This window comes from Thiohalocapsa sp. ML1, assembly GCF_001469165.1.
Taxonomy (GTDB): Bacteria; Pseudomonadota; Gammaproteobacteria; order Chromatiales; family Chromatiaceae; genus Thiohalocapsa.
The window spans coordinates 1-15,879 of sequence record NZ_JABX01000009.1 but is presented as its reverse complement, the minus strand read 5'-3'; the positions used below and the strand labels follow the sequence as shown (position 1 = coordinate 15,879).

11 protein-coding genes and 1 tRNA gene are annotated in these 15,879 nt (G+C 67.2%); 7 read left to right on the top strand and 5 right to left on the bottom strand.

Translation table 11 applies throughout. The features are described from left to right. The first annotated feature begins 2 nt into the window (after positions 1-2). Genes ML01_RS07380 through ML01_RS07370 form a run of 3 tightly spaced genes read left to right on the top strand, consistent with a single transcriptional unit; the run spans position 3 to position 4,951 of the window. A complete protein-coding gene (locus ML01_RS07380; protein WP_058554764.1) occupies positions 3-3,155 on the top strand; it encodes a type I restriction endonuclease subunit R in 3,153 nt (1,050 codons plus the stop codon). Positions 3,156-3,162: 7 nt separating this feature from the next. Beyond that, positions 3,163-3,948, top strand: a complete 786-nt coding sequence (locus ML01_RS07375) for a M48 family metallopeptidase (protein WP_058554763.1) — start codon at positions 3,163-3,165, stop codon at positions 3,946-3,948. Next, a complete protein-coding gene (locus tag ML01_RS07370; protein WP_058554762.1) occupies positions 3,938-4,951 on the top strand; it encodes an Abi family protein in 1,014 nt (337 codons plus the stop codon). Before ML01_RS07375 ends, ML01_RS07370 begins: the two co-directional genes overlap by 11 nt. A 477-nt stretch (positions 4,952-5,428) precedes the next feature. Here ML01_RS07370 and ML01_RS07365 read toward each other — a convergent pair whose 3' ends face one another. The 3 genes from ML01_RS07365 to queC form a co-directional block, all read right to left on the bottom strand. Further along, a complete protein-coding gene (locus tag ML01_RS07365; RefSeq protein ID WP_156427596.1) occupies positions 5,429-5,929 on the bottom strand; it encodes a thermonuclease family protein in 501 nt (166 codons plus the stop codon). Positions 5,930-6,172: 243 nt separating this feature from the next. After that, positions 6,173-6,248 (bottom strand) — tRNA-Lys (locus ML01_RS07360). A 148-nt stretch (positions 6,249-6,396) separates the two neighbouring features. Further along, on the bottom strand, positions 6,397-7,095 hold the full coding sequence (queC, locus tag ML01_RS07355) for a 7-cyano-7-deazaguanine synthase QueC (RefSeq protein ID WP_058554760.1): 699 nt from the start codon (positions 7,093-7,095) through the stop codon (positions 6,397-6,399). Between the two features lie 347 nt (positions 7,096-7,442). Here queC and ML01_RS07350 point away from each other — a divergent pair, with 347 nt between their 5' ends. The 3 genes from ML01_RS07350 to ML01_RS07340 all read left to right on the top strand — a co-directional run bounded on the left by ML01_RS07350 (position 7,443) and on the right by ML01_RS07340 (position 11,388). Then, the gene (locus ML01_RS07350; RefSeq protein WP_058554759.1) at positions 7,443-8,606 is read left to right on the top strand and encodes a hypothetical protein; all 1,164 of its coding nucleotides are present in this window, start codon (positions 7,443-7,445) and stop codon (positions 8,604-8,606) included. 300 nt (positions 8,607-8,906) lie between these two features. Next, entirely contained in the window at positions 8,907-10,208 is a 1,302-nt protein-coding gene (locus tag ML01_RS07345) for a diguanylate cyclase (protein WP_058554758.1), read from the top strand. A gap of 328 nt (positions 10,209-10,536) precedes the next feature. Further along, positions 10,537-11,388 carry a hypothetical protein gene (locus tag ML01_RS07340; RefSeq protein WP_058554757.1) on the top strand — a complete coding sequence of 284 codons (852 nt, stop codon included), beginning with the start codon at positions 10,537-10,539 and terminating at the stop codon, positions 11,386-11,388. 16 nt (positions 11,389-11,404) lie between these two features. On the opposite strand, the gene ML01_RS29895 is transcribed toward ML01_RS07340, so the two are convergent. Both ML01_RS29895 and ML01_RS07330 read right to left on the bottom strand, forming a co-directional pair. Continuing rightward, positions 11,405-12,301 carry an AEC family transporter gene (locus ML01_RS29895; protein ID WP_058554756.1) on the bottom strand — a complete coding sequence of 299 codons (897 nt, stop codon included), beginning with the start codon at positions 12,299-12,301 and terminating at the stop codon, positions 11,405-11,407. Between the two features lie 131 nt (positions 12,302-12,432). Further along, positions 12,433-13,449: a class 1 fructose-bisphosphatase gene (locus ML01_RS07330; RefSeq protein WP_058554755.1), complete on the bottom strand. Its 1,017-nt coding sequence runs from the start codon at positions 13,447-13,449 to the stop codon at positions 12,433-12,435. 302 nt (positions 13,450-13,751) lie between these two features. Here ML01_RS07330 and ML01_RS07325 point away from each other — a divergent pair, with 302 nt between their 5' ends. Next, entirely contained in the window at positions 13,752-15,731 is a 1,980-nt protein-coding gene (locus ML01_RS07325) for an acetoacetate--CoA ligase (protein WP_058554882.1), read from the top strand. Positions 15,732-15,879: the final 148 nt, after the last annotated feature.

Here is a 15,879-nt window from a genome sequence, read left to right as displayed (position 1 = left end):
CCATGACCGAGCTTGGCTATGTCGAGCTGCCCGTCATCCAGTGGCTTTCAGGCCATGGCAGCACGACGCCGAAGGATCAGGGCCTCGGCTGGACCTACCGCGGCGAGGCGGCCATGGCCGCCTTCGAGCGCCCACTGGAGGACCCGCTGGTGGAGTCGGTCCTCATAGATGCCATCCTGCGCATCAACGACAAGGTCGCGACGGTCGAGCAGGCCCGGCGGGCCATCAACGCGCTGCGACAGGCCATGGCCATGCCGGACCGGCTCACGGCGAACCGCGAGACGCTGGATCGGCTGCGCGACGGGGTGCGGGTGGAGCTGACGCCGGGCGAGGACGCCGACACCGTCCTGTTCATCGCCTTCGAGCCCGAGCGCCAGCACCTCAACGACTTCACGGCCACCAACCAGTATCGCGTCCAGGGCGTGAAGCAGTGCCGGGACGACACGGTGCTGTTGGTCAACGGCATCCCGCTGGTGATCGCCGAGTACAAGAGCTACATCACCAGCGGCAAGGACTGGACCGAGGGCGTGCACCAACTGCACCGCTACCAGCGCCAGGCACCGCTGATGCTGGCACCCAACGTGTTCTGCGTGGCGGCGGACGAGGACGTGTTCCGCTACGGCACAGTGCTGTTCCACGGCGCCTCCAAGGACGACATCGAGCGCCACCTGGACACCTGGGGACCCTGGCTGTCGCAGTATCCGGAGACCAAGGGCTGGTGGAACGATGCCGCGGCCGATGACCCGGATGATCCGCTGGAGGTGCCGGTAAAGGGTCTGCTGCGGCTGAAGCCCTGCCATGTGCTCGACTTCCTCCAGCACTTCATGGCCTTCGAGACCAAGAAGGGCCGCACGGTGAAGAAGGTGGCGCGCTATCAGCAGTTCGAGGCCGCCAACGACATGGTGGACCGCACGCTGGCGCTGATCGGCAAGGATGTCCCGGCCCAGGACCGCACCGGTCTGGTCTGGCACACCCAGGGCTCGGGCAAGTCCCTGACCATGGTCTTCGCGGCCTACAAGCTGCGCCGACAGGCCGCGCTGGAAAACCCGACCGTGCTGATCGTCGTGGACCGGCGCGACCTCAAGACCCAGCTTGCCGACGACTTCGACGCCTGCGACTACCCGAACGTGGTCAAAGCGATGGGGGTCGAGGACCTGAAGTCGCGGCTCAGGACCGGCTGGCGCGGCACGCTGGTGACCACGCTCCAAGCCTTCCAGCGCATGGAAGACTTGGCACCGGTGGAGCGGGACAACGTCATCCTGCTGGTGGACGAGTGCCATCGCTCGCAAAGCAGCAAGGGCGCCGACAGCTACGCCATGACCATGCGCACGAAGCTGCCGAAGGCGTTCCGCTACGGGCTCACGGGCACGCCCATCGACCGCACGATGACCAATACCCATCGGGACTTCGGGCCGATCCAGGACGGTCAGCAGGAGCGTTATCTGAGCTATTACGGCATCAAGCGCGCGATCAAGGACGGCGCGACGCTGGAGGTGCACTACATTCGGGACAAGGTCGCCTTCGTCGTCGACGAGAAGCAACTGAACGTGAGCTTCGAGCAGATGTGCGACGACGCGGATTTGACCGACGAGGAGGCCAAGGACCTGCTCCAGCGCCAGCGCTCCCAGTGGAAGGAGCTGGCCCGGCACCCGGACCGGGTCGAGACCGTCGTCCGCAAGATGCTGGAGCACTTCCTGGCCTATCCGGACCCGAGCGGCTTCAAGGCGCAGTTGGTGGGCGTGGACCGCACGGCCTGTGCGCGGTTCAAGGACGAGCTGGATAAGCAGATCACGGCCAAGGGGCTGCCGACGGCATGGTCGGATGTCATCATCTCCGAGAGCCAGAACGACGACGACGATCTTGCGCGCTTCCACTACGGCAAGCAGAAGCAGGACGACTTGATCGACTGGTTCAAGCTGACGCCGGCGCAGTGGGAGGAGGCCAATCGCGAGGTCCATGGGAATAATCGCGCCAAGTGGCGCCCGCCGCTCAAGGTCCTGATCGTCTGCGACCGGCTGCTGACCGGCTTCGATGCGCCCATCGAGCAGGTGATGTATCTCGACAAGCCGCTGCGCGATCACAACCTGTTGCAGGCCATCGCCCGCACCAACCGGCCGCTGCCGGCCATGAACAAGCGTACGGGCCTGGTCGTGGACTACTTCGGCGTGTTCGCCGATCTCTCCAAGGCGCTGAACTTCGACGAGAGCGTCCGCGAGGAGGCGCTGATCGACTGGGACGCGCTCAAGGCCACGGTCCCCGGCGAGGTGGCCCGCTGCATGGCCAGCTTCCCGGACATCCAGATCAGCGGTACCCGCGCCTGCCTGTTGGCCGCCCTGCGCGCCATAAAGGACCCTGACGCAGCAAAGACCTTCGAGCAGAATTTCAAGAGCCTGGAACGGCTGTGGGAGGCCGTCTCGCCGGACCCGTGCCTGTATGACCACCGGCGCGTTTACAACTGGCTGTGCGGCATCTACATCGCCCATCGGCGTCGCCGGCGCGGCAACACGTCCGCGACCTACGGCGAGCTGTCCGCGAAAACCCGGGAGCTGATCGAGCAGAACACGGCGTTTCTCGATGCCGCGCAGGCACTGCCGGCGTTCAAGATCGACAAGGACTACATTGCCAAGCTCGACGATCTGCCGAGCGCGGCCGACAAGGCCGCGGCGTTGGAAGCGATGCTGACGGCGGAGTTGTCGGAGGACGAGGCCGGCTTCACCTATCGGCAACTCGGCGAACGGCTGGCGCGGATCAAGCAACGGAAAGATGCGGCAGATGAGGCCGCGGAGAAGCGACTGCGGGAGCTTCACGAGATTGCCGACGAGATCGTCAAACAGGTGAGCGAGCCCGAAGGGCTTTACCTGACTCAGCCGGGCGAGTATCCGGTCTTCACCGTATTGCAGACGTTTGCGAGTACGGACGACAAAGAGTATCTGGCCGGCTGTGCTCGCAAGATGGTCGCGCATCTACGCGACAACGGTCTCCTTGCCGCCGGCTGGAGTACGTCCAAGGGTGGCCGCATGCGCGTTGAAAACTCCTTGCTTGCCGAGTCGTGGAATCCGCACTACGCAAAGCTGGGCTTCGATCCGAACGACCCGCATCCGCCGTTCCTGGAGGCGGCGGTGGCCGAGTTGGTGAAGGCCGATGGCACAGGCTGAAACTCCCGTGGGCACGCTGCCCGAGCGCCTGCACGCCGGCGGACGGGATGTGGAATGCCGGCTGACCCGCTCACGCTCGGCGCGCAAGCTGCGCATTCGCGTCAAACCGGAACGCATCGACGTAGTATTGCCCCTTGGGCGCAGCGAGGCGGACGCAGCCGATTTTCTACTGCGCAACCTGGGCTGGGTAACCCGCCAGATCGAGCGGGCCGCGCGTATCCGGTCCGCTCGGTTGGTGCCGAAACGGCGGGCCGGGGCGATACCCTTTCGTGGTGCAGAGATTCCCGTAGAGATCCAATCCGTCCTGCACTGGCGGGCGGCAAGCCGGATCGCGTTCGACGGCAAGACCGTCCGCATCGTGACCTCGCAGGATAACCCCGCTCGCTTGGGCAAGACGCTGGAAGGCTGGCTTCGGCGTCAGTCGAAGGCACGCATCGAGGAGTTGATCATCGGCATTGGCGAGCGGATCAATCGGACGCCGAACCAAGTCTATGTCATGGACCAGCGCACCAAGTGGGGCAACTGCTCGCACCTCGGCAATCTGTCCTTCAGCTGGCGCCTGATCATGGCGCCCGACGACGTGCTCCGCTACATGGTCACCCACGAGATGGTGCATCTGGCAATCCCTGACCACTCCCACCGCTTCTGGCTGACGGTACAAAGCCTGTGCCCGGACTCGGAGCGGGCGCGGCAATGGCTGGTCGCGAACGCCGACCAGCTGATGCAGATCGATTGCGTTGCCATCTGTTCCGAAACATCGCCCCGCTCCACGATCGCCCGAGATGCCGCCTGAGATCGGCTACAGCAAGCCTTGGCTGAGCTACGAGGACCAACTCGCGAAGCTCACGGAGCGCGGCCTGCTGGTGACGGACCGCGCCAAGGCGCTGGAGTACCTCGAACGTATCGGCTACTACCGCCTGAGCGGCTACTGGTTTCCGTTTCGGGAGCGCTCCGGCCCCCTGGTCCTGCTTGATGGACCGGGCGGAAGGCCCCGAGACCGAAAGCGGGTCGAGACGATCGCCCTTGACGACTTCAAGCCCGGCGCGACGTTCGAGCAAGCGGTCCGACTCTATGTCTTCGACAAGCAGTTGCGACTGCTGGCGATGGATGCGCTGGAGCGGATCGAGATCGCGCTGCGGGTGGACATCTCCCATACCCTCGGTCGACTGGACGCCTTCGCCTACCTGCGCCCCGAGCTTTTTCACGAATCCTTCAGCCGCCGGCTCGACCCCAAGACCGGCCTGACTGGACATCATGCGTGGCTGGACAAGCAGGCGCAGCTCATTGTTCGCTCCAAGGAAGAGTTCGTCCGCCACAACAAGGCCAAGTACGGTCTGCCGCTGGCGGTTTGGGTATCGTGCGAGGTCTGGGACTTCGGCGCGATGTCCAAGCTTTACGCCGGCATGCGCGTGCAGGAGCAGAACGCCATCGCTGCCAAATACGGCGTTGCGGACGGAAGGGTCTTTGCCAGTTGGCTACGCAGTCTGAACTATCTGCGTAACGTGTGCGCCCACCACAGCCGCTTGTGGAACAGGAACATCGTCGATCAGCCGAAGCTCCCGCCCGCGTCGGAGGTACCCTGGGTTGTCCACTTCGAGCAGCATAAGCATGCCAGGGCCAGGTGTTTCCTTCTGTTGCGGATCGCTCGGCACGTTCTGCAACGCGCAAATCCGGGATCGACGTGGCCGGCACGCTTGCACGAGCACCTTCAATGCTTCCCAGACCTAAGCCACCTGGGGTTGGGTCTGACCGATCTTGGCACCCCGCTGGGCTGGGAGGCCATCTGGCGAGGTTAAGAGCGTTGGCAGGTGCCGGCAAAAAAAACCCCTCCGCGATCTCCCCGCCGAAGCGGCTTGACCGGGAGGGGCCGTGTTGCTAACGAGGTTAGGGCATCTTGCCCTAGACATCAACCAGCGAGCCCAAAATTCGCCAACTGTGCGATGAGCGCGGGATTTTCGCCCTCGGACGCCAACCGGGCTCCCAACCGCTGCCAGATACCTCGCAGTGCGGCCTTACAGCCCGCCCCGCGGGTGCATCCGCCCGAGCCTGGTCGGCTGCACGCGGTTCACGCAGTGCCCGAGCGCATCCCCCTGACGCCCAGCTCGGCATTCAGGGTCGCATGTTGTTCCGCTGCGAGACCGGCAGCAACGCGGGGTCTCTCTCGAATCGCGCCTCTCGCCCGCCGCCGTATCAGCCCGCCGGGCGCACTTTCGATCTTGTGCCAAGGACACGCCCCCGACATCGCCCTTCGCCTTCAAGGGATGTTGGCACTTTCAGTGCGGGCGACAGTATCGAGGCAACAGTAGGTTGCGCGACCGATCGGTTTCGTCGTCGGCATACCGCCCGTCGCTGTATCGCGGGCAATCCCGCCCGATCCCCTCACTGACGAGGATGGCTGCGATGTCCCTCCCGTCATCGAGACGGCAGACCCCGATGCTGCGGTCGTAGGACCGTTCCCCGTTCAGACCGCAGAGGAGCCGTTCACCGGCAACGATGCGCTGCATCGCGTCGCGTGAGGCGCGGCCCCACGTCTGGCCGAGCTCTGGCGCCGCTAATCCTTGAAGCCGGATCGGCACACCAGACACCACGAGGGTGTCGCCGTCGCGTACATGATCCGCGTGCCCGATCAGGGTTTCGGCGCTGGCGAGCGTCGGCACGATGGCCGCGAGAAGGACTAGGACGCGAGACATGGCGAGATGATAACGCCAGCGCCGACCCGGTACCGATCCACCTGCTGCCCGTTGCCACCACCAACCGGCCTGATCACCGGTCAACGACCTGTGCTCCATAGACCAAATGTAATGGAACAGGGAATGCTGAGAGCGATTTCCGCCTATAGGCTCCCGAGTCGTGTAACAGGCATCGGGCCACGCCCTGGCTGACGAGCCCCCGACCGGCGGTCGGCACAGGGTCGGCATCCTTCGCCTAGCCCCCTGCCAAACCGGGGACAGAGCGGGGACGAAAGAGCCGGAAAAGCAGAAGGGGCTAGTCGGAGATTCCGCTAACCCCCTGATTTATGGTGCGCCCTGTGCGACTCGAACGCACGACCACCTGATTAAAAGTCAGATGCTCTACCAACTGAGCTAAGGGCGCGGTGCGCTTGGACTGCCCGCTTGGACTGCCGCTGGGGCGGCGAGCGGTGCGCAGCCTATTATGATAGCCGCTGCGGCGCCGGCTGAGAAGGCGCGGATCGGATTTCTGCTCGCGCGGCGGCGTTGGCGTGTCGGGTCAGCGTGGCGGGTCAGCGTGGCGGTGCGTCGGCGTAGCGAGTGGGGTCCGGGATACCGGCGGCGCGAAAGCCCTCGGCACGGAGCAGGCAGGAATCGCAGCGGGCGCAGGCGCGGCCGTGTGCGTCGGCTTGGTAACAGGACACGGTCAGGCTATAGTCAACACCAAGCTCGATGCCGCGGCGGATGATGTCGGCCTTGCTGAGATCGATGAGCGGCGCGTGTATCGCCGGTGCCCGCCCCTCGACGCCGGCCTTGGTAGCGACCCGGGCAAGCGCGCGAAAGGCCTCGATGAAGGCCGGCCGGCAATCGGGGTAGCCGGAGTAATCGACGGCGTTGACGCCGATGAAGATGTCGCCGGCACCGACGACCTCGGCGGTGCCGAGCGCCAGCGCTAGGAGCAGCGTGTTGCGCGCGGGCACGTAGGTGGCCGGGATGCCGCTGCTCGGTGCCTCCGGCACGGCGATGGCCGGATCGGTGAGCGCGGAGCCGCCGATGACGGTGAGGTCCACGGGCACAACGGTGTGCGCGACGGCGCCGAGCTGCGCCGCAACGTCGCGGGCGGCGGCGAGCTCGGCACGGTGCCGCTGCCCATAGTCGACGCTGAGCGCATGGCAGTGCAGGCCCTGCTGTCGTGCCATGGCCATGACCGTGGCGGAGTCTAGGCCACCGGACAGAAGGACGACGGCGATGCGGGCGGTGGCGTCGGACATGGGGGCGGCGGCTCCTGTGGCAGTGGGCGCCTCGGCAGTCTAGCGGCGCGGCGCCGGTGGGCCAACACGACGGCACGATGAGTCGCGGCACCCGGCCTAGGCCGCAGCCGGGCCTGAGCGCCGGATCATGCGTATTATTCTGCGCTAGACCTTGGCAAACGCTGATTGACTGGCAATCGCGGCCCGGTAAGTCCGCACGCAACCCGCGGGGCGGCCTCCGCTTGCTCCCTTCTCGGCCCGGGTCGTGAACGGGACGGCCTTTGCGGCGAGAGGATGACGATGGCCACGCCAGGGGTCGGGCTCCGCGGCCCGTTGACGCACGAACAGATTTGCATCGACGCACGCACATGTCCTTATCCATCGCCGCAATCCTGGGCGAATTGAGCCGGATCGAGCAACAGAGCCCCGAAGACGTGGCGGTGTTGATGACGCCGCTGCTGCGGGCGCTGGAGGCGGTGCGCGACGGCCGCGAGTCGCCGCTTGATCATGCCCAGATCATCGCCATCACCAACAGTCTGGCGCAGACGGCGGCGCAGGCGGACGATATCGATGCGGCGGTGGCCATCGCCACGGTCGCGGCAGAGCTTGAGCAACTGCCCCGCGAGGCCTTTGCCGCCCGCCCGGCAGCCCTGCCGACGCTCCCCCCGGTCGCCGGGGCCGGCCGCACGTCCAAGCATCCATTTCGGCACCCCTATCGGCAGCTCCTCGGCATCCTCGGCATCTTTGCGCTGAGCTACGCGGGCTATCTGGAGATACAGGCGCACTTCGCGCCGGGCTCGGTGACAAGCTGGCTGCTGACAGGCTCCGAGAGCCTGTTGGCGCTCGCGCTGGTGCTCGGCTGGCGCCGCCACGTGCTCCGCAACGCGGGCGGGCGGAGGCTGACGGTGCTGGCCCTGGTGTTCGCGCTGCTGGCGGGGGCCTGGGCTGTACGAGCGAACCTGACGCTGCGCCCGCAGATCGCGGCTGCGCGCGACGCCCCGCCCACCGCGCTGTCAGACGCGGCCACGGCGAGCGCGGCAGCAACAGCAGCCCGCGCGACCCCGGAGCGGACACCGCAGGCGCGGACACCGTTGCCGGCGGAGGATCAACCAATCGTGTTCTGGTGGCTGGGCGAGACGCCCGAGCAACCCGGCACCCGCATTCCGGCACCGAGCACCCATGCCAACGCCTCGGCCCAACCGGAGCCCGAGCCCGCGCGGGCGCCAACTCGGCCACAGCAACCCGACGCGGCCCCGCCGCTGGAGATGCCGGTGCCGCCGGCGGACAATGCTCGCGGCGCCGACGCAACGGCATCGGCGCCCGCGCCCGCTACGCCCATGGCGGTCTATCAGTCCCTGCTCGAGCGCGATGTGGTGGTCACCGATGTCAAGGGCGGCCGGCACGTCGGCAAGCTCACGGGCATCAGCAAGCACGGCGTGACGCTGCAGATGGAGGTACGCATGCTGGATCAGCCCATCCTCGCGAGCCGGTTCTATCTGTTCGACAATATCGTGAACCTGCGCGCAAAATGACACTGGACTTCGCTGCATGCTGGCAGGAGCCTGGCGACGGCGGCGGAAACGCCCATACCGGCCGATCATCAGAATAATCAACAAGAGCCTCGGACGAGGCGGTGAGCCTCCGGGGCTTGATGACAGCGACCGCCGCAGATGACGAGCAGAACGTCCGCCCGGGACGGGGCGCGCCCAGGTTTACGGCAGTCACATAGGGTTGCGGCGGTAGCCGCGGGTGAGCCCCACCGGCGCGCCGGATGATTCCGGTGTGTGCGGCAAGAGACGGGGCCACGCCATCATAGGACGAGCGTCGGACGCATGTACCCCTTTTCCGTCATCGACCCGAAAACGCTGATGCTGACGGCCGTCGGTGTGTTCGTGGTCACCGGCCTGTTCATGGCATTGGCGCACCGCATCCGCCACGAGCACGCCTACGCTTGGCTCGCCCTCGGCAATCTGGCCTTCGCCGCCGGCTGGGCGCTGACGCTGGCCGAGCACGTGATCGGCGTCAACTGGATTACGGTGCCGCTGTCGAACCTATTCCTGCTGCTGCTGCCGGTGATGCTGATCTGCGCGTCGCTGGACTTCCTGCGCCTGCCCGGCATCGGCTTTGCTCTCATCGTCACCTCGCCCATCGTCGTGACGCTGTTTTTCGTGCTCGCGCAGACCATGCACGACCCGACCATTCCGGGTGCGCTCACCTCCAGCCTAAACGGTGCGATGTATCTGGGCACGGCCTGGATCTTCAGCCGCTACAGCTACCCGCGCGGCAGTGTGGTGCATGCCATCATCGGCGCGAACACCATCATCGGAGCCGTGTTCATTGCGCGCACGGCGGTGCTCCTGTACGCCAGCGTCGCGCCGTCCGAGGTGCCGCATGGGTTCCTGGAGCAGCTCGTCTACACGGCGCTCTTGGTGAACCTGGTCTGTGCGCTGGCGCAGGCGCTGTGCTTTCCGCTCCTGGACTTCATGCGCGCCGAAACGGACCACTCGCGGGTCAGCCGCAGGCTCAGCAACTTGGGCGACCGCGACAGCCTGACCGGCACCTACAACCGCCGCGCCTTCACGGTGCGGCTCGAGGTGGAGCTCCAGTTCCACAAGCCGAACCGGCTGCCGCTCAGCGTGATCCTGCTGGACATCGATCATTTGGGCGCCATCAACGACAGCTACGGCCGCGGCGCCGGCGATGCGGCGCTGCTGGCGGTGGCCGAGATCGTCGAGTCCTGCTCGCGCAGCAACGACACCTTCGCCCGCTACGGCGATGATGAGTTCGCGCTGTTGCTGCCCGAAACGCCCCAGGGCCAAGCCTCGGCGATGGCCGAGTCCATCCGTGCCGCGGTGGCCAACCTCGACCGCGGCGAGCAGCCGGACATCGCCGCCCCCATGACCTGCTCGGCCGGCGTCGCCGCGCTGAATCACCGCGGCGACACCCAGGCGACGCTAATGTCCCAGGCGGATGTGGCGTTGTTCGAGGCCAAGCGCAGCGGCGGCAACTGCGTCTTCCCGCCGCCGAACGTCGGCATGCCGGGCAAGAGCGCCCCCGGGGGCGATGCGGACCACGGCGGCGCGGACCTGAGCCTGGTCGCGGCCATGCTCGATCCCGACGACCTGCGGGACTAAGGCGATTTCTGTCACCAAACATACCGCCTGGCTTGTCTGCTCGCCCGCCTTCTTTGTCGCGGCAACGCGCACATAGAACGACTATGCGCACGCTGCCGCTTCGCGAAGGCGGACGAGAATCCTGCGCCATTCGGTATGTTTGTTTCCGGCAAATCGCCTAACCCGCCGGCGGCTCGCTCGCGCATCGCCCGGCAGCGGCTTGCGGGAGCAGCCAACTGGGTCGCATTTGTCGAGCCGGCGGATGGCTAGAATCGAGAAAAACAGCACAGCAACGGCCGCGAACCGCACGAAAGCGCCCTCGCGCGCCGCACAACAGGGGAAAGCCGCCATGCCGAGACCGAGCCGCCTCATCGCCTACGCGGTCATCATGCGGCTGCTGACCATGTCCATTGTCTGGCTGACCCTTGTGGTCTGGGTGCTGAACGCCCACCGCGCCGGCTGCATCCTGAGCGCGATGGTGCTCGCGCTGCTCGGCGGCGTCATCTTCATCGCTGGCAGCGAGCAGACGCATCTGTTGCGCCGGGCGCTGTTGAACGAAACCGTGCGCCAAGACGGACGGCTCTATCCCGTGCTGTACAACGGCCTGTTGCTGACGCTGCGCGATGTCATCGTCGCGGTGCTGCTCGCGGTGGTGCTGCTCGCGAGCGCGCTCACCTTCGCGCCGCAGCAGTGGTCCGTGCTGTTTGCGGACCTGCTCCTGCTCGCGCTCCTGATCCCCCGACTCGCGCGCGCGATGGGCAACGAGGTGCGGGCCGAGTATCGCTTCGCGGTGGCCCGCCAGTGGGCGGTGTGGATCAGCCTGCTCCTGCTCTGGGCCGAGGCGCTGATGTCCCTCGCCTGGTATCCGCCGGAGGACTTCACCGGCATGCGTTGGCAGGAGGTGGTCACCTACAACCTGCGGGTGCCGGAGGCGGCTTGCGGGCTGTTCCAGCACGTGACCGAGGTCTTCGCCACGGGCCAGGCCATCGCCATCTGGGCGGTGCAGAACGGCGCCCGCTTCGGGAACGATCCAACCCAATCCGTGATGCTGTGGGTCGGCTACACGACGCTGGTGGGCTTCACCTTCGTCACCGCCCTGGCCTACAGCCGGGCGCTGATTGGCGTCATGGGCAGGCCCTGGGAGATGTGGCGCCGGTCGCCGGAGGAAGCCGCGCCCGAGCATGCGGCCTCGGAGGCCTGAGCCCGCGGCAGGAGTGTCAGATCCCGAACGCCATCACCACCGGCAGCGCGACGAAGGTCAGCACCGTCGAGGCCATGATGAAGCCGGCGGCCTTGGGCGCCTGCTCCGGCTGGTACTGCTCCACGAAGAGATAGGTCGCCACGGACACCGGCATCATCGCCATCAGGATAAACACGCCACGCTCAGTGCCCGTAAAGCCGAAGGCCCAAGCCAGGCCGAAGCCGACGCCGGCCCCAATCGCCAGATGGCACAACGCGAGCAGCGTACCGATGCCGAGACCGCGGCGGTCCAGCCCGGCCAGGGTGTGCCCAAGCAACAGCAGCAACAGCGGCACCACAAGCCCGCCCAGGATGTCGAAGGCGGGCGCCAACGGCTGCGGCAGATGCAGACCAAGGCCCAGCATCGTGAGCGCGATCGCGATGGCATAGAGCACGGGCGAGGTCAGCACCGTGCGCAGGCTCACCTCCCCTCTCGGCACCCAGGAGCCGTAGGTGAAGATGCCGAGCAGCACGACCACCATGAACGCGAAGGCATAGCTCAAGCCGGCGTCGCCGTAGGCCAGCATCGCCACCGGCAGGCCGATGTTGCCGGTGTTGTTCAGCGACATCGGTGCGATGAAGGCCCGCAGAGGCAGCCGCACCAGCAGCAGAAAGGCACCGCCGATGAGCACGAAGGCGAGCACCGCGCTCGCCGCCGCGGCGGCCATCACCGCAAACGCCTGCACCGCGACGTGTCCTTCGCTGATGTGCGAGACGATGAGCGCCGGATAGCCGACGGTCTGCACCAGCTTCGAGAGGGATTTGCGATCGAAAGGCGCGTCGATCCGCGCCAACAGCACGCCAACGCCGATGCAGAGCAGCACCGGCAGGATGACGTTCAGCACATGGTGCAGCAGCTCGGGCAGCGGCTCCATCGGGTGGTGCTCCAGGGGCGATTGCGGGCGCCGCGAGCATACCCCCAATCGCAACCATCCGCCCGTAGCGTGTGCGCGAGCGCCGCAGACGAGCGGCGACGGTGCCGGCTGGCAGCCGGCACCATAGGGGGTCAGGCGTCGGCGTGATAGCCCTGGATGCGCTCGACCTCGTTGCGCGAGCCGAGGATCACCGGCACGCGCTGGTGCAGGGACTCGGGCTGCAGGTCCATGATGCGCTGGCGACCGGTGATGGAGCCGCCGCCGGCCTGCTCGACGATGAAGGACATCGGGTTGGCCTCGTACAGCAGGCGCAGCTTGCCGCCTAGGCCCTTCGTGGCCATCTTCGAGTCCATCGGATACATGAACACGCCGCCGCGGGTCAGGATGCGGTGCACCTCGGCGACCATGGAGGCGATCCAGCGCATGTTGAAGTCCTTCTCGCGCGGGCCTTCTTTACCGGCCAGGCACTCGTCCACATAGCGCTTCACCGGCGCCTCCCAGAAGCGGCCGTTGGAGGCGTTGATTGCGAACTCCGCCGTGTCCGCCGGGATGGTCATGTCCGGATGGGTCAGGATGAACTCGCCGATGTTCTGATCCAGCGTGAAGCCGTTGACGCCGTGGCCGGTCGTCAGGACCATCATCGTGGACGGGCCGTAGAGGGCATAGCCCGCGGCCACCTGCTGCGTGCCGGCCTGCAGGAAGTCGCGCTCCGTCGGCCGCTCCACGCCGCCCGGGCAGCGCAGGATGCTGAAGATGGTGCCGACGGACACATTCACGTCGATGTTCGAGGAGCCGTCGAGCGGGTCGAAGGTGATCAGGTACTTGCCGCGCGGGTACTGATCCGGGATCTGGTAGACATCGTCCATCTCCTCGGAGGCCATGGCGGCCAGGTGGCCGGCCCACTCGTTGCAGGAGATGAACATCTCGTTGGAGAGCACGTCCAGCTTTTTCTGCGTCTCGCCCTGCACGTTCTCGCTGCCGGCGCTGCCGAGCGCACCCACCAGCGCGCCGTGGTTGACCTGGTTGCTGATCATCTTGCAGGCGGTAACGATGTCGTTCAGCAGCGCCGTGAACTCGCCGGTGGCGCCGGGCGCCTTGCGCTGTTCCTCGCTGATGAACTGGGTAATGGTGGTGCCGTGATGATCCATTGGGGTAGAACCTCGTTTGCTGTGGAGAAAGATTTGCCCGCACGCGGGGCACGGGGCGACGCGGATGCGCAGCGGCTGCGAAAGCCGGACAACGCGGCAGTATAGGGCGTTGGCGGCAAGGCTTCGATGCGGATTGCGTCGCGGCGCGTCGGCCGGCCTCCTCAGCGTGCCGCCGGGGGGCGACCCGCATGACCACCTCTCGTGTTCTTGCAGCGCAACAAGCGGCGAGTGCGATCGCGCCACGGCCCCGCGATGCAATAATGTCCCGCGACAGTGACCAAATCCTCTCGCCCCCCCGCGCCATGCCCCCGTCCGCTCCGCCCTCACCCATCTGGACCCCGCCCCCCGAGCGCGCTGCCGCGAGCAACATGGCGGCCTTCATGGCCGCCGCGGAACAGGCCGCGGGCCGGCGCTTCGAGGACTACGCGGCGCTGCACCGCTGGTCGGTGCAGGACCCTGGGGGCTTCTGGGGGCTCCTCTGGTGCTTTCTGGACATCGACGCGACCACGCCCTGCAGCCGCGTGCTGGAGCAGCCGGAGCGCATGCCCGGCGCCGAGTGGTTCGCGGACGCACGGCTCAACTTCGCCGCGCATCTGCTGCGGCATGCCGAGGCCCGCGCCGACGACATCGCCATCGTGTTCCGCTGCGAGAACGGCGAGCGCGAGGCACTGACCTTCGCCGAGCTCACGGCCCAGGTGGGTGCGGCATCGGCCTGGCTGCGCTCGGTCGGCGTCGGCGCGGGCGATCGCGTCGCGGCAATCTTGCCGAATCGCCCCGAGGCCATCGTCGGCATGCTCGCGGCGGCGAGTATCGGCGCGGTGTGGTCGTCGGCATCGCCGGACTTCGGCGTCGACGGCGTGCTCGACCGCTTCGGCCAGATCGAGCCGAAGGTGCTGATCGGCGCAGACGGCTATCACTACGCCGGCAAGCGCATCGATGTGCGCGAGCGCCTGGCGGCCATCGTCCCGCGGCTGCCGACGCTCGCCGCCGTCGCGCTGGTGCCCTGGTTGTTTCCGGGCGAGCCGCCGCCGGCCGGCGCGCGCGCGACCGCTTGGCCCGAGCTGCTCGCCGCGCATCAGGGCGCGACGCTGGTGTTCGAGCCGCTGGCGTTCGCGCATCCGCTGTACATCCTGTTCTCGTCCGGCACCACCGGGAAGCCGAAGTGCATCGTGCACGGTGCCGGCGGCACGCTGCTCCAGCACCTGAAGGAGCTGGCGCTGCACACGGACTTGGGCGCCGAGGACCGGCTGTGCTACTTCACCACCTGCGGCTGGATGATGTGGAACTGGATGGCGAGCGCGCTCGCGCTCGGCACCCGGCTCGTGCTGTTCGACGGCTCGCCGTTCCACCCGGGGCCGGGCGTGCTCTGGGATCTGGTGGCCGAGGAAGGCGTCACGGTCTTCGGCACCAGCGCCAAGTACCTGTCCGCGCTGGAAAAGGCCGGCACGGCGCCGGTGCGCACCCATGACCTCGCCGCGCTGCGGACCATCCTGTCCACCGGCTCGCCGCTCGCACCGGAGTCCTTCGACTACGTCTACCGCGCCATCAAGCCGGACCTGCTGCTCGCGTCCATCTCCGGCGGCACCGACATCGTCTCCTGCTTCGCGCTCGGCAACCCGCTGCTGCCGGTGTATCGCGGCGAGCTGCAATGCCGCGGGCTCGGCCTCGCGGTGGCGGTCTTCGACGACGCCGGCGACCCGGTGATGGGCGAGCGCGGCGAGCTGGTCTGCACGCGGCCGTTTCCCTGCATGCCCGTCGGCTTCTGGAACGATCCGGACGACGTGCGCTATCGAGCGGCCTATTTCGAGCGGTTCGCTGGGCCGCATGGGGCCGTCTGGACTCATGGCGATTTCGCGGAGCTGACGCCCCGCGGCGGGCTCGTGATCTACGGCCGTTCCGATGCGGTGCTGAACCCGGGCGGCGTGCGCATCGGCACGGCGGAGATCTATCGCGTCGTCGAAGCCATGGACGCCGTGCTGGAGGCTATCGCCGTGGGCCAGGACTGGCAAGGCGACCAGCGCATCCTGCTCTTCGTCGTGCTGCGCGACGGCCTGACGCTGGACGCTGCGCTCACCGTCGAGATTCGCCAAGGCATCCGCGAGCGCCTGACACCGCGCCACGTGCCGGCGCAGATCCACCAAGTGCCGGCCATCCCGCGCACCAAGAGCGGCAAGATCGTCGAGCTCGCCGTCGCCGACGTCATCCACGGCCGCGAGGTCAAGAACCGCACCGCCCTCGCGAACCCGGAGGCGCTGGAGGCGTTTGCGGTGTTCAGGAACTAGCTTGCTTGACCGGCTTTCCAGCCGGCTCGCCGGCGGCGCGGCTCGATGCCGCGTCGGCGGCGTCTGGGCTGATCAGAGGGCACATGCGCGGTCGCCTACCCCGGCGGCTCGGCACGGCCAACCGCCCGGCTCCCGCGCCGCAGATCGC